Annotated in this window: 19 protein-coding genes; 6 read left to right on the top strand and 13 right to left on the bottom strand. The window is 69.6% G+C overall.

Annotated elements, in window-relative coordinates; genetic code table 11:
• Positions 1–68: 68 nt before the first annotated feature.
• The 4 genes from OF380_RS05825 to OF380_RS05810 all read right to left on the bottom strand — a co-directional run bounded on the left by OF380_RS05825 (position 69) and on the right by OF380_RS05810 (position 6498).
• On the bottom strand, positions 69–1301 hold the full coding sequence (locus OF380_RS05825) for an MFS transporter (protein ID WP_264049816.1): 1233 nt from the start codon (positions 1299–1301) through the stop codon (positions 69–71).
• Between the two features lie 111 nt (positions 1302–1412).
• Entirely contained in the window at positions 1413–3560 is a 2148-nt protein-coding gene (locus OF380_RS05820; RefSeq protein ID WP_264049815.1) for a protein-disulfide reductase DsbD family protein, read from the bottom strand.
• 138 nt (positions 3561–3698) lie between these two features.
• Positions 3699–5543 carry an aminopeptidase P family protein gene (locus OF380_RS05815; protein ID WP_264049814.1) on the bottom strand — a complete coding sequence of 615 codons (1845 nt, stop codon included), beginning with the start codon at positions 5541–5543 and terminating at the stop codon, positions 3699–3701.
• A gap of 22 nt (positions 5544–5565) precedes the next feature.
• A complete protein-coding gene (locus tag OF380_RS05810; RefSeq protein WP_264049813.1) occupies positions 5566–6498 on the bottom strand; it encodes a 50S ribosomal protein L11 methyltransferase in 933 nt (310 codons plus the stop codon).
• A gap of 131 nt (positions 6499–6629) precedes the next feature.
• Here OF380_RS05810 and OF380_RS05805 point away from each other — a divergent pair, with 131 nt between their 5' ends.
• From OF380_RS05805 to OF380_RS05785, 5 genes are all read left to right on the top strand, one after another.
• A complete protein-coding gene (locus OF380_RS05805; RefSeq protein ID WP_264049812.1) occupies positions 6630–6833 on the top strand; it encodes a hypothetical protein in 204 nt (67 codons plus the stop codon).
• A gap of 88 nt (positions 6834–6921) precedes the next feature.
• Complete coding sequence (gene modA / locus OF380_RS05800; protein WP_264049811.1) at positions 6922–7713, top strand: molybdate ABC transporter substrate-binding protein; 792 nt, start codon at positions 6922–6924, stop codon at positions 7711–7713.
• A gap of 10 nt (positions 7714–7723) precedes the next feature.
• A complete protein-coding gene (modB, locus tag OF380_RS05795; protein WP_264049810.1) occupies positions 7724–8437 on the top strand; it encodes a molybdate ABC transporter permease subunit in 714 nt (237 codons plus the stop codon).
• A gap of 5 nt (positions 8438–8442) precedes the next feature.
• The gene (gene modC / locus OF380_RS05790) at positions 8443–9552 is read left to right on the top strand and encodes a molybdenum ABC transporter ATP-binding protein (protein WP_264049809.1); all 1110 of its coding nucleotides are present in this window, start codon (positions 8443–8445) and stop codon (positions 9550–9552) included.
• 148 nt (positions 9553–9700) lie between these two features.
• Positions 9701–10099 (top strand): hypothetical protein, encoded by a 399-nt coding sequence (locus OF380_RS05785; protein ID WP_264049808.1) that lies wholly within the window; start codon positions 9701–9703, stop codon positions 10097–10099.
• A gap of 115 nt (positions 10100–10214) precedes the next feature.
• Here OF380_RS05785 and OF380_RS05780 read toward each other — a convergent pair whose 3' ends face one another.
• Positions 10215–12695 (bottom strand): flagellin N-terminal helical domain-containing protein, encoded by a 2481-nt coding sequence (locus OF380_RS05780; RefSeq protein WP_264049807.1) that lies wholly within the window; start codon positions 12693–12695, stop codon positions 10215–10217.
• A gap of 245 nt (positions 12696–12940) precedes the next feature.
• On the opposite strand from OF380_RS05780, the gene OF380_RS05775 reads away from it, so the two are divergent.
• Positions 12941–13348, top strand: a complete 408-nt coding sequence (locus OF380_RS05775; protein ID WP_264049806.1) for a flagellar biosynthesis repressor FlbT — start codon at positions 12941–12943, stop codon at positions 13346–13348.
• A gap of 73 nt (positions 13349–13421) precedes the next feature.
• Here OF380_RS05775 and flaF read toward each other — a convergent pair whose 3' ends face one another.
• From flaF to OF380_RS05730, 8 genes are all read right to left on the bottom strand, one after another.
• A complete protein-coding gene (gene flaF / locus OF380_RS05770) occupies positions 13422–13781 on the bottom strand; it encodes a flagellar biosynthesis regulator FlaF (RefSeq protein ID WP_264049805.1) in 360 nt (119 codons plus the stop codon).
• A 537-nt stretch (positions 13782–14318) separates the two neighbouring features.
• Positions 14319–14459, bottom strand: a complete 141-nt coding sequence (locus tag OF380_RS05760; RefSeq protein ID WP_264049802.1) for a hypothetical protein — start codon at positions 14457–14459, stop codon at positions 14319–14321.
• 91 nt (positions 14460–14550) lie between these two features.
• Positions 14551–14862 carry a hypothetical protein gene (locus OF380_RS05755; RefSeq protein ID WP_264049801.1) on the bottom strand — a complete coding sequence of 104 codons (312 nt, stop codon included), beginning with the start codon at positions 14860–14862 and terminating at the stop codon, positions 14551–14553.
• A 190-nt stretch (positions 14863–15052) separates the two neighbouring features.
• A complete protein-coding gene (locus OF380_RS05750; RefSeq protein WP_264049800.1) occupies positions 15053–15583 on the bottom strand; it encodes a metallophosphoesterase family protein in 531 nt (176 codons plus the stop codon).
• A 16-nt stretch (positions 15584–15599) separates the two neighbouring features.
• Positions 15600–16700, bottom strand: a complete 1101-nt coding sequence (locus OF380_RS05745; RefSeq protein WP_264049799.1) for a TonB family protein — start codon at positions 16698–16700, stop codon at positions 15600–15602.
• A 40-nt stretch (positions 16701–16740) separates the two neighbouring features.
• Positions 16741–17229, bottom strand: a complete 489-nt coding sequence (gene tolR / locus OF380_RS05740; protein WP_264049798.1) for a protein TolR — start codon at positions 17227–17229, stop codon at positions 16741–16743.
• Positions 17230–17372: 143 nt separating this feature from the next.
• Complete coding sequence (locus OF380_RS05735; RefSeq protein WP_264049797.1) at positions 17373–18065, bottom strand: MotA/TolQ/ExbB proton channel family protein; 693 nt, start codon at positions 18063–18065, stop codon at positions 17373–17375.
• 56 nt (positions 18066–18121) lie between these two features.
• Positions 18122–18511 carry a Tat pathway signal protein gene (locus OF380_RS05730; RefSeq protein ID WP_404810599.1) on the bottom strand — a complete coding sequence of 130 codons (390 nt, stop codon included), beginning with the start codon at positions 18509–18511 and terminating at the stop codon, positions 18122–18124.
• Between the last annotated feature and the right edge of the window lie 513 nt (positions 18512–19024).

Below are 19024 nucleotides of genomic sequence, written 5' to 3'. Positions count from 1 at the left end.
GCGATTGAAATCGCTCGGTTTATCCCTTTTGATCGACGAAGTGGGCTTTGGAGGGATAATCCCCGCCCTCACGCCTCCGGCATCAGCCGGTCCCGCGTCCGCAGGGCCGGGAACACCCGGCCCCACAGGGCCGCGACGAAGAGGGTGGCGAGGCCGCCCGCCACCACGGCGGGGACGGCGCCGATGAGCGCCGCGAGGGTGCCGGACTCGAACTCGCCGAGTTCGTTCGAGGCCCCGATGAAGACCGAGTTCACCGCCGAGACCCGGCCGCGCATGGCGTCCGGCGTCTCGCCCTGGACGAAGGTCTGGCGCACGAACACGCTGATCATGTCGGCCGCGCCCGTGACGAACAGGCAGGCCATGGAGAAGGGCAGCGAGGTCGAGAGGCCGAACCCAACGGTGGCGAGGCCGAACACGCCCACCGCCTGGAGCATGCGCAGGCCGGCGTGGCGCTGGAGAGGGACATAGGCAAGGGCGATCGCAGTGAGCACGGCGCCGGCCGCCGGCATGCTGCGCAGGGCCCCGAGGCCGAGGGGGCCGACATGCAGCACTTCCGCTGCGAAGATCGGCAGGAGGGCGGTGGCGCCGCCGAGCAGCACTGCCACGAGGTCGAGGCTGATCGCACCCAGCACCACCGGATGGGTGCGGATATAGGTCAGGCCGGCCGAGAGGGTTTCCCAGGTCACCGGTGGGCGCTCGGTGACGGGGGCGGGGCGGAAGCGGATCGCCAGGATCAGCGCGCTCGCCAGGGCGAAACTCCCGGCGGCCGCGCCGAACACCACCGCCGGCCCGAGGGCATAGAGGAAACCGCCGGTGGCGGGTCCGAGGATCGAGGCGGTCTGCCAGAGGGAGGCATTCCAGGCGATGGCTGAGCCGAACAGGGTCCGGGGCACCAGGGTCGGCAGCAGGGCCTGCATCGCCGGGTTGGCGAACGCCCGGCCCGTGCCGATCACGATGACGAGGAGGTAGATCGGCCACAGGGTCGTGGTGCCGGACTGCGCCGCCAGGAGGAGGCCGAGTTCGGCGAGCGCCAGGGTCGCATAGGCCAGTGCGGCGACGAGGCGACGGTCGTAGGTGTCGGCGACATGGCCGGTCACCAGGGCCGAGAGCATGGCGGGCAGGAAGCTCGCGAGCCCAACGAGGCCCAGGGCCAGGGCCGAGCGGGTCAGGTCGTAGACGAACCAGCCCACCGCCACCGCCTGCATCTGGAAGGCGAGGCCGGTGAGGAAGCGCGCCGTGCCGAAGAGGCGGAAGTCGCCGTTGCGAAAGACGGTCCAGCGCGGCGCGGAAGCGGTGCTCATCGGCCCGTGCTGGAGCAGGGTCCTCGCGCCGTCAAGCGTCGCTGGGATGAGGAGTCGCGCTCGAACGTGCTGCACTCACGTTCGGCGCCCCTCGGCCGTACGAGGGTCTTCCTATCGCTCCGGAGCCAGGGCGGCGCTGCGATCCGTGGCGGTGACGGGCACGGCACTCAGGGCGTCGAGGACGAGACCGGAGGTGAGGATCTGCGGAAGCACGGCGGGTTCGCCGCGACCCGCATAGAGGAGGTACAGCGGAACGCCGCTGCGGCCATGCCGCTCCAGCAGGCGGGTGATCTCGGGGTTCTGGTTGGTCCAGTCTCCCTTGAGGTAGGTGACGCCGCGTGCCTTGAGGGCGGCCTGCACCGCATCCGAGCGCAGCGCCGTGCGCTCGTTCACCTGGCAGGTGATGCACCAGGCCGCCGTCAGGTTGACGAAGACCGGCTTGCCCTCGGCGAGCAGCCCGTCGAGGCGGGCCTGGCTGAAGCCGTCCCGTCCGGCCTGGGCGGTCAGGGTCTCGGCCCGGTCCCGGTCGAGCCCGAGGGTGAGGAGCACGAGGGCGGCGAGGGCCGTCACGGCGGCGCCCCGCGCGAACCAGGCGCCGGCCGGGCTCGCGCCCTGCCTGCGCTCCCAGGCCCAGGCCGCGAAGCCGACGAGGACGAGGCCGATCAGAGCCGCGAGCAGCCCCCCCGGCCCGACCTGCTGGGACAGCACCCAGATCAGCCACGCCACGGTGGCGTAGATCGGGAAGGCGAGGGCGCCCTTCAGCGTGTCCATCCAGGCTCCCGGCCGGGGTAGGCGACGCAGGGCCGCCGGCCAGGTCGTCAGCACCAGGAAGGGCAGGGCGAGCCCGAGGCCGAGACTGGCGAAGACCGCGAGGCCGACCCCCGCCTCCTGCGTCAGGGCGAAGCCCACCGCCGAACCCATGAAGGGCGCGGTGCAGGGCGTCGCCACGACGGTCGCGAGGATCCCGGTGAAGAACGAGCCCTCGAGCCCGGCCCGCCGGGTCAGGCCATCGCCGATCCCCACGATGCCCGCGCCCATATGCACGACGCCGGACAGGCTCAGTCCCATGGTGAGCAGCAGGTAGGCGAGGCCCGCCACCACCAGGGGTGATTGCAACTGGAAGCCCCAGCCGATTCCGGCCCCGGCTCCTTTGAGGGCGATCAGCACGCCCGCCAGTGCCAGGAAGGCCGCCAGCACCCCGGCGGTGTAGGCAAGCCCGTGCAGCCGTACGCGGGAGGCCGGTTCGCCCGAATGCTTGACGAGACTCAAGATCTTGATCGACAGCACCGGGAAGACGCAGGGCATCAGGTTCAGCAGGAGCCCGCCCAGGAAGGCGAGGCCGGCGGCGCTCCAGAGGGTCAGGCTTTCGTCCGGCGCTTGCGTCATCGGGACGGCGGCCGATGCCGTGACAAGGGGCGCGCCCGGTGCGTCGCCGATCGCGTAGGCGCGTCGAACGGTCCCGTCCGGCGTCGCCTCGTCGAAGGTCAGCACGCCCGGCAGGGCCGCGGGCGTAGTCTGCGCGGGGTCCCCGCGCGCCAAGTCGATGTGCAGTCCGTCGGCATCGCTGCGCGATTCCTGCGGGGCCGCGTTCTCGATGGCGGTCTCGGCATAGGGGAAGTAGGCGACGGACGACGCCGTGAGGCCGGGTGCGGCGAGGTGAACCTGAAGGCGTCCGTTCTCGGCGCCGTAGCGCACCGGCCAGGGCGCCGGCACCGGCAGGGCCGCCCGGGCGGTCTCGAACAGCCGCATCGATCCGGGGGCGATTCCCGTGCTGGTGGCGTCCTGCGCCACCGGCAGGGTCAGGCGCAACTCGGCGGTGCCCGGCACGCACTCGCGCTCGCAGACGAGATAGGTCAGCCTGGCCCGAAGCGTCAGCGGCTTGGTCCCCGCCAGGACGGTCGGCGGGGTCACCTCGGCGAGCAGCACGGCCTCGCCCTCGTAGCCGAAGTTCACGAGGTGCGCGACCGGGATGCGGCTCGGGCTCGGCCATTGCAGCGGACCGGCCGAGAACCCGGCCGGCAACGTCCAGGCGACCTCCGGGGCGAGGCCGGAATCACCCGGATTGCGCCAGTAGACGTGCCAATGCGGCCGCATCACCATGCGGATGGCGACCGTGAAGGGCTCCCCCGGGCGGATCGCGGAGGGCTCGCCCACGAGACTCGCCGTGACGAGGTCGGCCGGAACCTTGAAGCCCTGCGCGGACGCGGTGGGCAGGGCGAGGCCGAACAGCGCGAGCGCCAGGGCGAAAAGCCGGATCATCAGGTCTCGTTGGGTGAGCGATGCACCGAGATTACGTCCGTTCGGCGCAGGCGTAAAATCCCGAGGCCGCGAGCGCCCTTGTTGACGGGTTTCCGAGTCTCCGGAAGGGGCGGGATCGTCGCAAGCGCCGCTCGGACCTCAGGCGCCGCTCGCACCTTCGGTAGGGGCGGCGATCGGCCGGGTGGCCTGCTCCAGCCACGCCCGCGTGACGGCATCGAGATCCGCTGCCAGCGCCGTGCGGACCCGTGCATGATAGTCGTCGATCCAGGCCGTCTCCTCCGGGGTGAGCAGGTCGGCACGGATCAGGCGGCGGTCGAAGGGGGCCAGCGTCAGAGTCTCGAAGCCGAGCATCGGCCGCTCGCCCCCGGGGATCGCCCGCGCCTCCACCAGCACGAGATTCTCCAGGCGGATGCCGTAGCCGCCGGTCTTGTAGTAGCCCGGCTCGTTGGAGAGGATCATGCCGGGTTCGAGGGCGACCGTCCCGGTCTTGGCGATGCGCTGCGGCCCTTCGTGCACCGAGAGGAAGGCGCCGACGCCGTGGCCGGTGCCGTGGTCGAAATCGAGGCCGGCTTCCCAGAGGGGGAGGCGGGCCAGCGAATCGATCTGCGCACCCGTCGTGCCCTTCGGAAAGACCGCGCGGGCGATCCCGATGTGACCTTTGAGCACCCGGGTGAAGCGGTCGCGCTGTTCGTCCGTGGCTGCCCCGATCGCCACCGTGCGGGTGATGTCGGTGGTGCCGTCGGCATATTGCGCGCCGGAATCCACGAGGAAGAGTTCGCCCGGCTGAATGTGCCGGTCGGTCTCCCGCGTCACCCGATAGTGCACGATGGCGCCGTTGGGACCGCTCCCGGAGATCGTCGGGAACGAGACGTCGCGGAGCAGGCCGCCGGCCGCGCGAAAATCTTCCAGGGCCTCCACGGCGGCGATCTCGGTCAGAGTCTCTCCTTGCGCGTCGAGCCAAGCGAGGAAGCGCGTCACCGCGACGCCGTCGCGATGGTGGGCGGCGCGGGTGCCGGCGATCTCGGCCGCATTCTTGACCGCCTTCAGGGCGGTGATCGGGTCGGGCCCGAGATCGGCGACGCCCCCGGCCGCCTCGACGCGGAGCTTCAAGGCGAAGGCGGCCGTGGCGGCGTCGAGCCTGATGCGCGCGGCGCCCTCCGCCCGCGCAGCGAGGCCGTCCTCGAACGCGGAGCGGGGATGGAGGTCGGCGTGGGGTGCCAGGGCCGCGCGCAGGTCCGGGCTCAGCTTCGGCGAGGTGAGATAGAGCGCGGCCCGCCCCTCGCAGGGCACGATGGCGTAGCCGAGCGCCAGGGGCGTATGCGCCACGTCGCCGCCGCGCAGGTTGAAGGTCCAGGCGAGGTTGTGCGGGTCCGAGATCACCAGGGCGGCGTCGCCCGCTTCGGCCAGGGCGGTGCGGACGCGCGCGAGCTTGTCGACGGCGGCTTCGCCCGCGAGTTCCAGCGGATGCGCCACCACCGCCCCGGCGGGCGGGCCCGGCCGGTCGGACCAGACCGCATCGACCGGGTTCTCCGTTACGGCCCGCAGCGTCGCGCCGGCCTTGGCCACGGCGCGTTCCAGGCGCGCCACCCCGTCCGGCGTGTGCAGCCAGGGATCGTAGCCCAGGACCTCGCCGGCCCGCAGGTGCGCGCCGACCCAGGCCGCTACGCTCGTCTCGGCGAGGGGCACCGGGGTGATCACGGCCGTGTCGACCTGGGCGGGGGCCTGGAGCGTGTAGCGCCCGTCGACGACGAGGGCGGCCTCCTGGGCCAGGATCACGGCGGTGCCGGCCGAGCCGGTGAAGCCGGTCAGCCAAGCGAGGCGCTCGGCCTGGGGCGGCACGTATTCGGACTGGTGCTCGTCGGCCCGAGGCACCACGAAACCGTCGAGGCCGACCGTGCGCAGCGCATCCCGCAGGGCCCGGATGCGCGCGGCACCCTGGCGGTGGCTCGGATCGTCGAAGGTCTGGAAGCGGGCGCGGTTCATGAGGTCCAGGATACCGCGTGCCTCAGGGGCGCCGCAACCGAGCGGGTCGCGGGGCCGCGCCGCCGCGCCTCAGCACCAGCGTCGCCCAGCCCTCGATCAAACCATGGCGGGCGAGGTGGAAGCCGCGATGGCGATAGGTCGAGAGCACGCCCGGCACATCGCGCTCGATCAGGCCCGACAGGATCAGCACGCCGTGGTCGGCCACCACCGCCGTCAGCGAGGGGGCGAGGCCCTTCAGCGGCCGAGCCAGGATGTTGGCGAAGACCACGTCGAAGCGGCGGGGCCGGTCGGCGAGCGCATGCCGCACGCCTGGCCCCTGGTAGAGCCGCAGCACCGGCCCGAGGCCGTTGAGGCGGGCATTGCCCACCGCCGTGGTCACCGCCTCCGGGTCGAGGTCGCCTGCCACCACCGGCGTGTGCAGGGCTTTGGCCGCCGCGAAGGCCAGGATGCCGGTTCCGGTGCCGACATCGAGCACGTGGGCGGGGCGCCCACGCTTGAGGATGTCGGCCAGCGCACGCAGGCAGCCCAGGGTCGTGCCGTGATGGCCGGTGCCGAAGGCCAGGGCCGCCTCGATCTCGATGGCGAGGTCGTTGGGCCGTACGGTCTCGCGGTCGTGGCTGCCATGCACGAGGAAGCGCCCGGCCCGCACGGGCTTCAGCCCTTCGAGGGAAGCCCGCACCCAATCCTGCTGGTCGATGGTCTCGAAGGTCGCGTCCTCCGCCTGCGTGCCGACCACGGGGCGGATCAGGTCGCGGATCATCGCCTCGTCGGGGGCGTCGGCGAAGTAGGCCTCCAGGCGCCAGGTCTTTCCGTCCTCCGCCTCGAAGGCGGCCACGGCCGTCTGGGTCGGATCGAACATCTCGCCCAGCAGGTCGGTCATCGCGCGCGCCGAGCCCTCGTCGGTGAGGAGGCGGAGCACGTGGGTCGGGCGATGGGGAGGCAGGCCTTCGAGCATGGCCCGGGCTCTACCATCCGCGACGCCCGGCCGCCACCATCGGCGCAAGCTTGGCTGGAACCGAAGCGTCCGATCCGCGTTTATCGCGGCTTCTCCAGACTCGAATTGGCGTCGGAGCGTGCGTGGTGCGTATGAAAATCAGAAGAACCGGCGGTCGAACGCCGGTCGTTCTCGCTGAGAAATCCAGGGCCCGCCGGCGCCTCGTGCGCGAGCGCGGGGGCTTCACCGATGCCGAGACCCTGACGGGCCCGCTGCCCGGCCCGATGCTGGTGCTCCTGAGCCGCCTGCACCGCTCGGAGCGTCCCCCCATCGAGGATGAGGATCCGGGCGCCTGATCGTGTGTACCCTGTTCCATGCTATGGCTGATTTCGACGACCGCGGTCGCCTTGCGCGGGCGGTCGGCATCCGGCGGGAGACGGGTTCATGATCGAGACCAGACGGACGTGGCTCGGCGGGATGCTGGCTCTCGCGATCGCGACAGGTGCGACACCCGCGCGGGCGGAACCCCCCGTGGTGGTCTTCGCCGCCGCCAGCCTTAAAAATGCCCTGGACGATGCCAGCGCGGCCTGGAGCCGGGAGACGGGCAAGAGCGCCCGGATCTCCTACGCGGCCTCCAGTGCCCTCGCCAAGCAGATCGAGGCCGGCGCGCCGGCCGACCTGTTCCTCTCGGCGGATCTGGCCTGGATGGACTACCTCGCGGGCAAGGACGGCATCAGCGCGCCCACGCGGACGAACCTCCTGCGCAACGCCCTGGTGCTGATCGCACCGAAGGATTCCACCCTCACCGTCGAGCTGAAGCCGGGCCTCGACCTGGCGAAGACGCTCGGGGATGGGCGCATCGCCATGGGCCATGTCGAGGCGGTTCCGGCGGGCAAGTACGGCAAGGCGGCCCTGGAAAACCTCGGCGCCTGGGACGGCGTGAAGGGCCGGGTCGCCCAGGCCGAGAACGTGCGGGCCGCGCTCCTGCTCGTGGCGCGCGGCGAGGCGCCCCTCGGCATCGTCTACGCCACCGACGCGGTCTCGGACCCGAGCGTGCGGGTGGTCGCCACCTTCCCGGCCGCGAGCCATCCGCCGGTGATCTACCCGGTCGCGCTGACGAAGGATTCGACCAACCCGGATGCAGCGGCGCTGCTGGCCTATCTGCGCAGTCCGGCCGCGCGGGTGTTCTTCGAGCGCCAGGGCTTTACGGTGATCGGCGCCGAGAACCGGACCTGACCGTCGGGCCGTGACATCCACGATCCGCGACGCCTTCGGCCTGACCCCGGACGAGTGGACCGCCATCGCCCTCAGCCTGCGCGTGGCCGGGGTTGCGACGCTGGCGAGCCTCCTTCCGGGCCTTGCCGTGGCCTGGGTCCTGGCCCGCCGGCGCTTTCCGGGCCGTGCCCTCCTCGACGGGCTCGTCCACCTGCCGCTCATCCTGCCGCCCGTGGTGACGGGCTATCTCCTCCTCCTCGCCTTCGGGCGGCGCGGCACCTTCGGGGCGTGGCTCGCCGAACTCGGGGTCGTGTTCGCGTTCCGCTGGACCGGGGCGGCGCTCGCCTGCGCGGTGATGGGCTTTCCCCTGATGGTGCGGGCGATGCGCCTCTCCCTCGAGGCCGTCGACGCCCGCATCGAGCAGGCCGCCGCGACCCTGGGGGCCGCTCCCTTCGCGGTCTTCCTCACCGTGACCCTGCCGCTTGCCCTGCCGGGCGTGCTCGCCGGGGCGGTGCTCGCCTTCGCCAAGGCGATGGGCGAGTTCGGTGCCACCATCACCTTCGTGTCGAATATCCCCGGTGAGACCCAGACCCTGCCCTCGGCGATCTACACCCTGACCCAGGTGCCCGGCGGCGAGGGGGGCGCTCTGCGTCTCACACTGGTCTCGGTGGCGCTCTCGATGGCGGCGCTTCTCGCATCCGAGATTCTGGCCCGCCGGCTCGGGCGCCGGCTCGGGCAAGGCTAGGAACGATGGCGGTCGCGGTCGAACTCGCCCTGGCGCGCGGCGCCTTCCGCCTCGACGTGGCCTTCGCCGCGCCCGCCGGGCTCACCGCCCTGTTCGGCCGCTCCGGCTCGGGCAAATCCACGGTCATCACCTGCATGGCCGGGCTGGCGCGGCCCGACCGGGGCCGGATCGCGCTCGGGTCCGAGATCCTACTCGACACGGATCGTGGCCTCGACATGCCCGCTCACCGCCGCCGGATCGGCACGGTGTTCCAGGAGGCGCGGCTGATGCCCCACCTCTCAGTGCGGCAGAATCTCGGTTACGGCCGCTGGTTCGCGCGCGGGCGCCGGGATGTCACCGGCCTGGAGCCGGAGGCGGTGATCGCGCTGCTGGGTATCGGGCACCTCCTCGACCGGCGGCCCGCGGGGCTCTCGGGCGGCGAAGGCCAGCGCGTGGCGATCGGCCGGGCCCTGCTGTCGCGGCCGCGCCTCCTCCTCATGGATGAGCCGCTCGCCGCCCTGGACGCGGAGCGCAAGGCCGAGATCCTGCCGCTGATCGAGCGCCTGCGCGACGGGGCCGGTATCCCCATCGTGTATGTGAGCCACGCGGTGCCGGAGGTGGCGCGCCTCGCCGACACCATCGTGGTGCTGGAGGCCGGGAGGGTCGCCGCCACCGGTCCGGCCGAGTCCATCCTGCGCCGGGGCGAACTCGGGACCTTCCACGCGGCGGAGGCCGGTGCACGCCTCGACATGGTGGTGCAGGGCGAGGTCGGCGCCGACCTGACGCGTCTCTCGGGTCGGGCCGGGCAACTCCTCGTGCCGCGTCTGGCGTTGCGGATCGGCACGGGCGTGCGCATCCACGTGCCCGCCCGCGACGTGCTGCTCTCGCTCGACGATCCCGTGGCGCTCAGCGCGCGCAACCGCCTCCGGGGACGGGTTCTGGCCCTGCGCGATCTGACCGAGGGCACGGTGCTGGTGGAAGTGGATTGCAATGGAGCGGTTCTATCGGCTCGCCTGACGCGGGCCTCCGCGCGGGAACTCGGACTCGCGCCGGGCCTGCCGGTCTTCGCCATCGTGAAGAGCGTCGCCTTCGATCCGCACGACGTCGGACGGGCCGGCCCGAGCGTCGAGATCTGACGAATCGTTCCATTTTGATGAATGGCGTTGGTCTTCCCTTGAGCAAGCTCGGGAAGAAGGCGGCGTGCGCGCGAAAACCTTAAGATCCGATTCACGCCGCCTGGCTTGTCTGAGGGGAGACCGCCACAAAGGAGCGCAGGAGCGTGCGATGTCGATCACCAGCATAGGCGCCACGCTGCCGGCGCGCAGCCTCGGCGCCACGCCGGGTCCGATTCCGGCAGTCCAGCCCGTCCAGGCGCCGGCCCCCCTCGAGCCGGCGGTGCGGGTCGATATCCGCAGCCCGGATCCGGGCGTCGATCCTCGTGCCGCTTCCCGATCCGTGGCCGAGGAACGCCCGGTGGCGGCGAAGGCCGAGGCGCCCGCGCGCGAACCCCGCATCCGGATCGACCGGGACACCAAGGCGGTGGTCTATCAGGAGGTCGACCCGAGTTCCGGCGACGTGGTCGTGCAACTGCCAGACCCGGTGGTGCTCAAGGCCCGCGCCTATGCCGAGGCCGCCGAGGCCCGTGCCCGGCCGGTGACGCGCCCCGTCGACCGCACCGCCTAGAACACCGTACGATGTAAAAGGAAAAGGCCGGGGCGATGTGCCCCGGCCTTTTCGTTTTCGCCTGTCGGCTCTCGGGACGGACCGCCGGCCCGAGGGCCGGCGGCGGTCTCAACCCTTAGCGGAGGAGCTGCAGGATGCCCTGCTGCGCGGTGTTGGCGAGCGAGAGGGCCGAGATGCCGATCGACTGGCGGGTCGACAGGGCCTGCGAGTTGGCGGCTTCCTCGTTGAGGTCCGCGTTCGTCAGGTTGGCCGAGCCGGTGTCGAGGATGTTGATCAGGTTCTTCGAGAAGTCCTGACGGTTCTGCACGATGGAGAGGTTCGAACCGAAGGTCGAGGACTGAGCACGAAGCTGGCTGGTCGCGGAGGTGATTGCCGTCAGAGTCTGGTTGATCTCGGTGTCGGTCTGGAAGCCGCCGGTCGAGGCGGTGAGGCCAAGGCCATCCGAGTCCAGCTTGGCGCCCGCGATGGTCAGGCTCGACGAACCTGTCTCATTGAAGGTCACCTTCAGCGAGTTCTCGGTGGAATCCGTCCCGCTGCGGTAGAGCAGGTTGATGCCGTTGTAGCTCGAATCCTTCGCCTGCTGGGTGATCTGGTTCAGGATTTCGTTGAACTGCTTCGCGAGGGTCTGCCGAGTGGTGTTGGTGGAGCCTGTGCTGTCCTTGCCGAAGCCGGAGACGGCCGTTGCGGGACCCTGACCGGCCACGCTCGAAGCCTGAAGGCCAAAGCCGATATCGGCATTGAGACTAGCCGTCGTGCCTTGCGCCGCCTGGATGGTGATCTTCTGGCTGGCGCCGGCGGCCGTGGAGCTGATGACGAGCTTGTCGTTCGCATCGAGGCTAGCCACGACGTTGCCGGCAAGACCCGTATCCGCGTTGATCTGCTTGTTGATGGAGTCGAGGATTTCCTGCTTCGTGGTCGATGCAGCAGTCGCACCCGTGGTGTTGTCAATCTTGATCGTCTTCGCCGTTCCGGTGCCGATCTGGATGGTGAAGTTCGCGTTCTTTGTGCTCAGGTCGGAGGCGGTGGTCAGGGCAACGTTGCCGTTAACGACAGCCTTCGCCGACCCGTCGGTCGCATCCGAACCGGTCGAGGACAGGCCGGTGGCGGCCGTTCCGGTGCCGGCCGAGAACGTGCCTGCGGTGTTGGCTGAAGTCGAACCAAACCCGAGGCCGATCGAGTCCGCGGTGAACGTTACCGTCGGGCCAGTCGTAGCGTTCGTATCGGTGAAGATCAGAGCGTTACCGGTGATGGTGGCTGTCGTTGTGGTGTTGCCGCCGGCCTGCAGCTGCTTGTTGATAGCCGCCGCTACCCTGGCCTGGGTTGGCGACTCGCCCAGCGCGACCGGAGGGGTGGCGCCATCGAGGCTCGTCGCGTCGAGCTTGATCGTGATTGCTGTGCCGCCAGTAGCCTGGACAGTGAACTGGGCACTGTTACCGTTCGCCAAGTTCGGGGGCGCAGCAACCGTCGCGCCGCCTGTGACAGTGAACGCGCCGGCGGCACCAGCAGCCGTTCCCGCACCGGTCGTGTAGGCACCACCATATCCCAAATCGACACCGCCGTTACCGGCCGTAACAGTTAACTGAGCGTCGGGGCCGGAATCGGTCGAGGAGAATACGAGCTTGTTGCTGGAATTGATGCTGGCCGTGACCGACGAGCCACCGTCCTTGAGTTGCTTGTTAATGGCGGCCAGCACTTCGGTCTGATCACCCGTTGTTCCGACAGTTCCGCCGCTATCATCCGTAGCGCTGTTCTCGTCGATCTTGACGGAAACGGACTTGAGACCGTCGTTGATGGTGAACTCTGCTGAGTTCCCGCCGGAGAAAGCGGTGGATGCGCCGACGTTTGCGCCAGTTGCGGTCACGGTCGCGACCTTGGCCGTTGCTGCCTTGCCGAAGCCGATATCCAGCGTCGAGCTGGCGGAGCCTGCCACGGACAGTTTCTGCGTTGCGCCGGCGGAGGTGGTCGCGAAGTTGATACGCCCGTCGCTCCCGACGGAGGCCGAAACCTTGCCCTTCAGAGCGGCGGTGTTGGATATCTGGCTGTTGATCGCGGACACGATCTGGCTAGCCGAGACCTTCGTCAGGTCGCTGCTGTTGTTGCCCAGCGTGGACGAGTCGAGACGGATCGTCGATTTGGTGGTGCCGCCGTCGAGCGAAATATCGATCGAACCGTCCTTGCCCAGCGACGAGAAGTCCTGAGTGCCGTCGGACGTACCGGCGAGGCCTTGGAAGCTCTTGCTGCCGCTCACGGTGGCGGCGGTGGCGGCGAGGCCGCTGGTGGTGGCGCTCTTGTCGGCCAGCGCCTGATTGGCCGTCGACTTGGCCGAATCGACCAGCTTCTGGATCGAGGTGATACCTTGGTTGGCGGTCTGGATGGTCTGGACGCCGTTCGAGATGCCGTTGAGCAGGTTGCCGAGATCGCCCGAGCGGCCGGACAGAGCCTGCGAGGTGAAGAAGCTCGTCGGATCGTCGAGGGCCGAGTTGACCTTCTTGCCCGTGGAGAGGCGGTTCTGGGTCTGGGTCAGGAGGTCCGCCGTGCCCTGGAGCGAGAGCAGGTTCTGGCGCGTGGCGGCGGTAAGGGTGATGCCGGAAGACATGAGGGGCGATCCATTCTGATCGATGCGCCCCCTTTTTGGAGGCGAGGCCAAGAAACCACGCGGGCCTTGCCATCCCCTTAAACGAGGTCGTGAACGAACCTTTGCGGCAGAACGGAAAATCCTCCCGAGCTTGTCACCGATCGAATGAAATCAATGTTCTAGCCTATATGGAGCCGAAACGACTTCATGATCTGTTAACCATGTTCCGCGATCACCGGGAACAGTTCCGCGTTCCGAGAGCCGCCATGCCCCTGAAGATCGAACTCAAGCCGGGGGAGCGCCTGCTCATCGGAGGGGCCTCCATCCGCAACGGGCCGCGCCGGTCGAGCTTCGTCATCGAGACGGTGACGACCTTCCTGCGTGGCGGCGACATCATCCTGGAAAGCGAGGCCGACACGGCCTGCAAGCGCCTCTACCTCACGCTGACGGTGCTCTATCTCGCCGAGCCGACGCCGGAGGCCGAGGACCTCTTCGTGCGGCAGGCCAACGCCCTGATGGCGGCCGCGCCGAGCATGGCGCCCTACCTGCGCGACATCCACGACCGGCTCGCGGAGGGCGAACGCTACCGCGCGCTCAAGCGCTGCCGGGACCTGATCCAGTACGAGCAGAGCCTCGCCGACCGGCTGGCCTCACCGGGCGAACCGGAGCCGTGAGCGACAACGCAGAAGCCCGCCGCTCGTGAGAGCGGCGGGCTTCTGCGTGTATCCCGGATCGATCCGTGAGGGCTTACTGCCGAAGGCCGGCGGCGATGTTCTGGTTGATGCTGATGAGGGCGGTCAGCTTCTCTGCGCTCGGCTCGATCAGCGTATCGATCATCCGCTTGAACACGAAGGTCGAGAGCTCGGCGATGTTGTTCTTGATCTCGACGGGCAGCGGGCTTTCCGGCGCGGTCGCGGCCCCGGCGATGATCGTCCAGACCTTCTGGTTGAAGTTCAGGGCCTCGTTCAGGGCGGGAGCCTGGTTGGCCCAATCGGCCTGGATCGCCTGAAGGCGGCCGGCAGCCTTGATCAGAACGGCCGCCTCGGCTTCGCGCGGCGACAGCGCGGTCTGTGCAACACGGGCATAGGCGCTGGCTCCGTACGACATCGCTCGATCCTCCCTCACTGCACGGACGCCCGAAGATGGGCCGGCGGTGGCGGACCTTATTCATTTGTTCGTTAAAGGATCGTAATGCCCCGCCGTGCCGTAATCATGCCCGGAAATGCGACGAGGGAGAGAGCGCGATCCCGCCGGTGCGGTGGGAGACGCCGGATTTCACCGCCATGATGAATTTCGTTCTGGGTACGGTCGCGGGGGGGCTGCTGGTGGGGCTCGTCACCATATCCGCCGTTCGCCAACCCACTGTCCAGGCACGGCTCGGGCTGTTCCCCGTTTCGAGTGCTCTGATGCTGCCGGCTGCGCGAAGCGCTGAGGCCGCCCCGCGCCGTGAAGCGCCCTGCCGCCCCACGGCCAGCGTGGGACAACCGGACATGTTGTTCTCCAAGCGCCGGTTCTGGTTCGTCGCCCCTTAAGGCGGAGCAGATCTTTCAGAAAACGGCCATGGGATCTGCGTTGGAAACCCGTGACGCCGCAGAGAGTTCGACGGGTGATTCGCCTGCCTGCCCGTCCATTCCAGCCCGAACGTCAGACGCTGCTGAGCAGGAACATCACCATCGTGGTCGCAACGGTGGTGCTGAGGAAGCCGCAGAGGGCAGCCGCGAAGGACGGGCCGGTGGAGATGCTGCGCTCGAGGGTGTTGGCGTCGAGGAGAGCGGTGGTGTTCATCGGACTGACCTTGCCGGCGGCGAATCATCGACCGCGTGTGAGATGAAACTGGATGGAGCGGGGCCGGGACGCGGTGCGTGGCCGCACCCGTTCAATCGCAGCGATTGACTGCCTTCGCCGCGCGGAGCGCACGAGACTCGCTGCGCAGGTCGATGGCGACAGCGCCGGCGCCGCAATCCTCGAAAGCATCGTGGGCATCGGCATAGCGATCGCCGATCTCATCGAGGATGTCGCAGGCCCGGTCCCGGTTGCCGAGGCGGGCTTCCTGTCGGAACTGGTTGCGCAAGGCGCTGGCCTCGTCGACCTTGCGTTGCGCATCCAGGCAAGCAGGTGCGGCGAGGGCAGGCGCCGCGAGACCGAGCGCGAGGCTGGCGGCCAGGGAGAGCCGAAGAGAGTGACGCATGGGAACACCTGTGACGTGGACACCCGGAGCGGAGATATCCGGGATGTGGACACGGGAGGGTGGAACGAGTGGGTCTGCAGAAGTCGGTTCGAGGCGAAGTATCCGAAAGATTAACGTGGTCCCATCCGGGGCTCCGGAGGCTCAGGACCGGTCATCTCGCGTTCAGACACCGAAAACGGCGGACCTGTCGCTATGGTTCCGCTTTTTTGTGCGCTGCGGCTCGACGGCGCCTTGACGTCAGGATCGTTGCCAGGCTGACCGGCGCAGGGCCCTGCGCATCGACACCGACATCGTACTGGCGGGGGATCGGCTTCAGCCTGTTGTGCGAATGTCCGTGCAGGTTGAGGGCACCGCGCCCGATCCCGTTCCAGGTCCGGAAGGCGTAGTGGCAGAGCACGAGGCGCCGCGCTTCCACGGTGATCTCGGCGTAGTGTCCCACGGAAGCCCAGCCGGGCGCCGCCAGCGTTCCGGGGCCGTCATTGTTGCCGACGATGAGGTGCTTGGTGCCCGGCAGGGCCGCCAGGATCTCGGCGACGCGGACCTCGGACGGACCGAGGGCGAAGTCGCCGAGGTGCCAGACCTCGTCCTGCGGCGCCACCACGGCATTCCAGGCGGCGATCAGGGCCGCGTCGTGCGCGGCGAGATCGGGGTAGGGCCGCTTGTCGATCCGCAGAATGCGCGGATCGCCGAAATGCGTGTCGCTGGTGAACCAGACTGCCATGGCGGGGACGCCGCGCTCAGCGACCGGGGCTGAAGCGAAGCGGCACGGTGACGGCGAGACTGCTCAGCGAGATCCCAGCCGGTGCTGCGGGCAGCGCGCCACGCACGGTCGCGAGCGCCGCGCTGTCGATGGCGCCCACGCCGCTGCTGCTGGCGAGCCCCGCGCTCAGGACCTGACCAGAGCGAGACACCGTGAAGCGCACCACCGCGACGCCGCCGCTGGTGCCGGCCGCCGCATTGGCGTTCATCCGGCCCCTGATCGCAGAGCTCAGCATACCCTGCCAAGCCCGCAGCGCATTCGCGTCGTTGCCGCCGGCCGCCGCACCCGCACTGCTCTGCCGCGAGGCGGAGGCCGAGTTCTGCTGTGCGCGGCCCTCGCTGGCCGCCGCTGCCGCCCGGCGGGCAGCGTCCTTGGCGGCCTTCGCCTTGGCCTCCTTGGCGGCCTCGCGCCGCGCCTCGGCGATCGCCTCGCGGCGCTCCTCCTGCTCGGCCTTCAGCCGGGCCTCGCGGTCGGCCTTGCGCTTGGCCTCCCGCTTGGCTTCGAGGATCTTGGCCGGATCGGGTTTCGGCTTCTCGACCTCCACGGGCTTCGGGGCCACCGCGACGGTGGGCGGCGGCGGCGCCAGGGCGGGCGCTTCCGGTGCGGACGAGGTGATGACCTGATCCTCGGGCGGAGGCTCGGCCACCGCCTCCACGGGCGGCGTCACGGGGGCGTCCGGCGGCTCGGCCATGGTGGTGGCCTCGGGCGCGACCGGGGTTGCATCCGGCGGGGGCGGTGTCGTGGCCTCGGGCGGCGCTACCTCGGTGGTCTCCAGCGGCTTGGCGACCGGCTCGGCCTCCGGGGTCTCCACCGGGTTGGCCTCGGGTGGGGCGGGCGTGGAGGCGGCCTGCTCGGAGGGGGCCTGGGTGTCGGCCTCGGTCATCTGCGGAGCGAGGTCGATCGTCACGATGTTCTCGCCGGGGGGCGCCTTCGGGGCGGCGCTGTACAGCGCCGTGCCGACAAGGGCCGCGATGTGCAGCGCGAGGGCGACGATGAAGGCATAGCCGAGCCCGGAGGGACCGCGCCGGTCCGGATCTCCGGTCACTGCCAGGGCCGTTGCGGGGTGATGGACGTTCATGGGCTTATGGACGTTCCTGGGCTTCTGGACGTTCCTGGGCTTACTGCGCGGTTCCGCCGGCGGGGGCTGCGGCCGGGGCGGAGGGCAGCGCGCCGCCGGGCGACTGCGCGATCAGCGAGACCTTGGTGAAGCCGGCCTGGCCGACGAGCCCCATCACCTCCATGATCTTGCCGTAGGGAACCTCGCGGTCGCCGCGCACCAGCATCACCTGGCTCGGGTCCTGCGCCGCCAGGGCCCGCAGGCGCGGCATGATCGCGTCCGGCGTCAGCTCCTCCTTGGCGAGGTAGGGCTTGCCGTCCTTGTCGATCGAGATCTCCAGCGGCTTCTTGGCCTGCGCCACCTTCTGCGCCGTGGTCTTGGGCAACTGCACCGGCACACCGGTCGTCATCAGGGGGGCGGCCACCATGAAGATGATCAGCAGCACGAGCATCACGTCCACCATCGGGGTGACGTTGATCTCGGACATCGGCGCCGCGTCGAGGCCATCCTCGTCGTCGCCGCCGCCGGAGCGGATCGAACCCATTGCCATCGTGGAGCGGCCCTCCGGGGCCAGGGCGGGCGGCCTTTCGGCCAACCCTCCGATCAAGTTGCTGTCGAGACCCGGTGCGCCGAGACGGCGCCGGGAGCGCGGGGTTGGCGGTCAGGCCCGGGAGATGACTCAGGCCCGGGAGATCACTCGGCCGCCGCGGCGCGCCCATGCACGACCCGGTCGCGGGCCAGTCGATTGCCGAGAATGCCGATGGAGGAGACGAAGCTCGCCTGCACACGGCCCACGTCGTTGATGAGCTTGTTGTAGGCCATCACCGCCGGGATCGCGACGATGAGGCCGATGGCGGTGGCGAACAGGGCCTCGGCGATGCCCGGCGCCACGACGGCGAGTGACGTGTCCTGGCTCTTCGCGATGGACGAGAACGAGTTCATGATGCCCCAGACCGTGCCGAACAGGCCGATGAACGGCGCGGTCGAACCGGAGGTGGCCAGGAGCGGAAGGCCGTTCTGCAGTCGCTTCATCCGGGTGGTGAGGGCCCCCCGCATGGCGCGCTCGATGCGGTCGCGCCGTTCGGCGCGGGTCTCGCTGGAATCCTGGTCGCGCCAGGCCTCGACGGCCGCGCCGGCGATCTGCGCATCGATGCCGCCGCCGGTGGATTCCAGCGCCCCGCCCGAGCGCACCATCGCGTCGAAGGCCTTGGCCTGGCGCTTGGCGGCGGAGATCCGCACGATCTTCTCGAACACCACCGTCCAGCACGCGATCGACGCCACCACGAGCAGGATCATCACGCCCTTCACGATCGGGTCGGCCTGCAGGAACAGTCCGAGGAAGGATAGGTCGTGGGCGACTTCGGCGGGCGCGGAGGTCGGATCCATGGCGATCTCTTTCGGGTGAGTGTTGGCGGGACGGGCTTGGGATTCGCGTGCGCGGGTCAGCGCACGAAGCTGGCGGGGGTCTTGCTCTCGGTCTCGATGCGCTCGAGGCAGTTCTCGCGGCTGGCCTCGCCGCCCTCGCAGGCGAGCACGTCGTTGAGCAGGACGCGGCCGATCCTGGGACAGGCGAGCGCCGGGAAGTCGAACAGGCGGACCATCGTCTTGCGATCCTGAACCGGCCCGAGTTCCACCGCCAAGCGTTTCTGGGCGACGCCTTCCGTGTCGAAGGCGAAAAGGTCGACCTTGAGGGACTTCAAGGCAGGCCCTCGGCTGTTGTCGACGAGGAGGTAGGTCCGGCAGGCTTCCCCGGCCGGCTCCAAGCGGTTGAGTTCGAGCTTGAGGGTGGGGGCCTTGCCGTCCTGGCCGGGCGCTTTGGGCTCCTGGGCCATGGCGCCGCCGAAGGCCGCCAGCAATGCGAGGCCCGCCGCACCTGTCCGAAGACCATTCGTCCGCAAAAGCTGCTGCCCGCTCACGCCGTGCACTCCACGCCTGTTGCTGCCACTGTTCGCAACGCCCCGGGCGCGCGCGTTTCGCGCTTGCCGCGAATCGGGCTCGACCAGCACCCTCGGTAAGCAGGTCGAAACCTGCGATTCCGGTGCCGCATCATGCGCGGTCGACTTATCCGAGGTGGGCGGCGCAGATCAAGGTCAGGCCCGAATATCAGAGGAATTCCAAACTGTTACTCGCAGGCTCCCATTGGCCGAGCTTTTCTCTTGCCGAAAATGCCTTGCGATAAGTGCCAATCTCTCCCGACATCCGGAAGACCGGACAAGTCTGGTCGCCAGGGTGATCAAGGCGCCAAGCGGTGCCGCCGAGGCGCGTCAGGCCAGCGCACGTGGCCTCCGGAACCGAACCCTTGATGCACCCCCCTCGCACCTCCATATCGCTGGAACCGGCGGGAC

Origin of the sequence: Methylobacterium sp. FF17 (genome assembly GCF_025813715.1) — a bacterium.
In the GTDB taxonomy this organism is placed as follows: domain Bacteria; phylum Pseudomonadota; class Alphaproteobacteria; order Rhizobiales; family Beijerinckiaceae; genus Methylobacterium; species Methylobacterium flocculans.
Note: the sequence above shows the minus strand (reverse complement) of the source record. Positions and strands in the feature narration are given on the sequence as shown.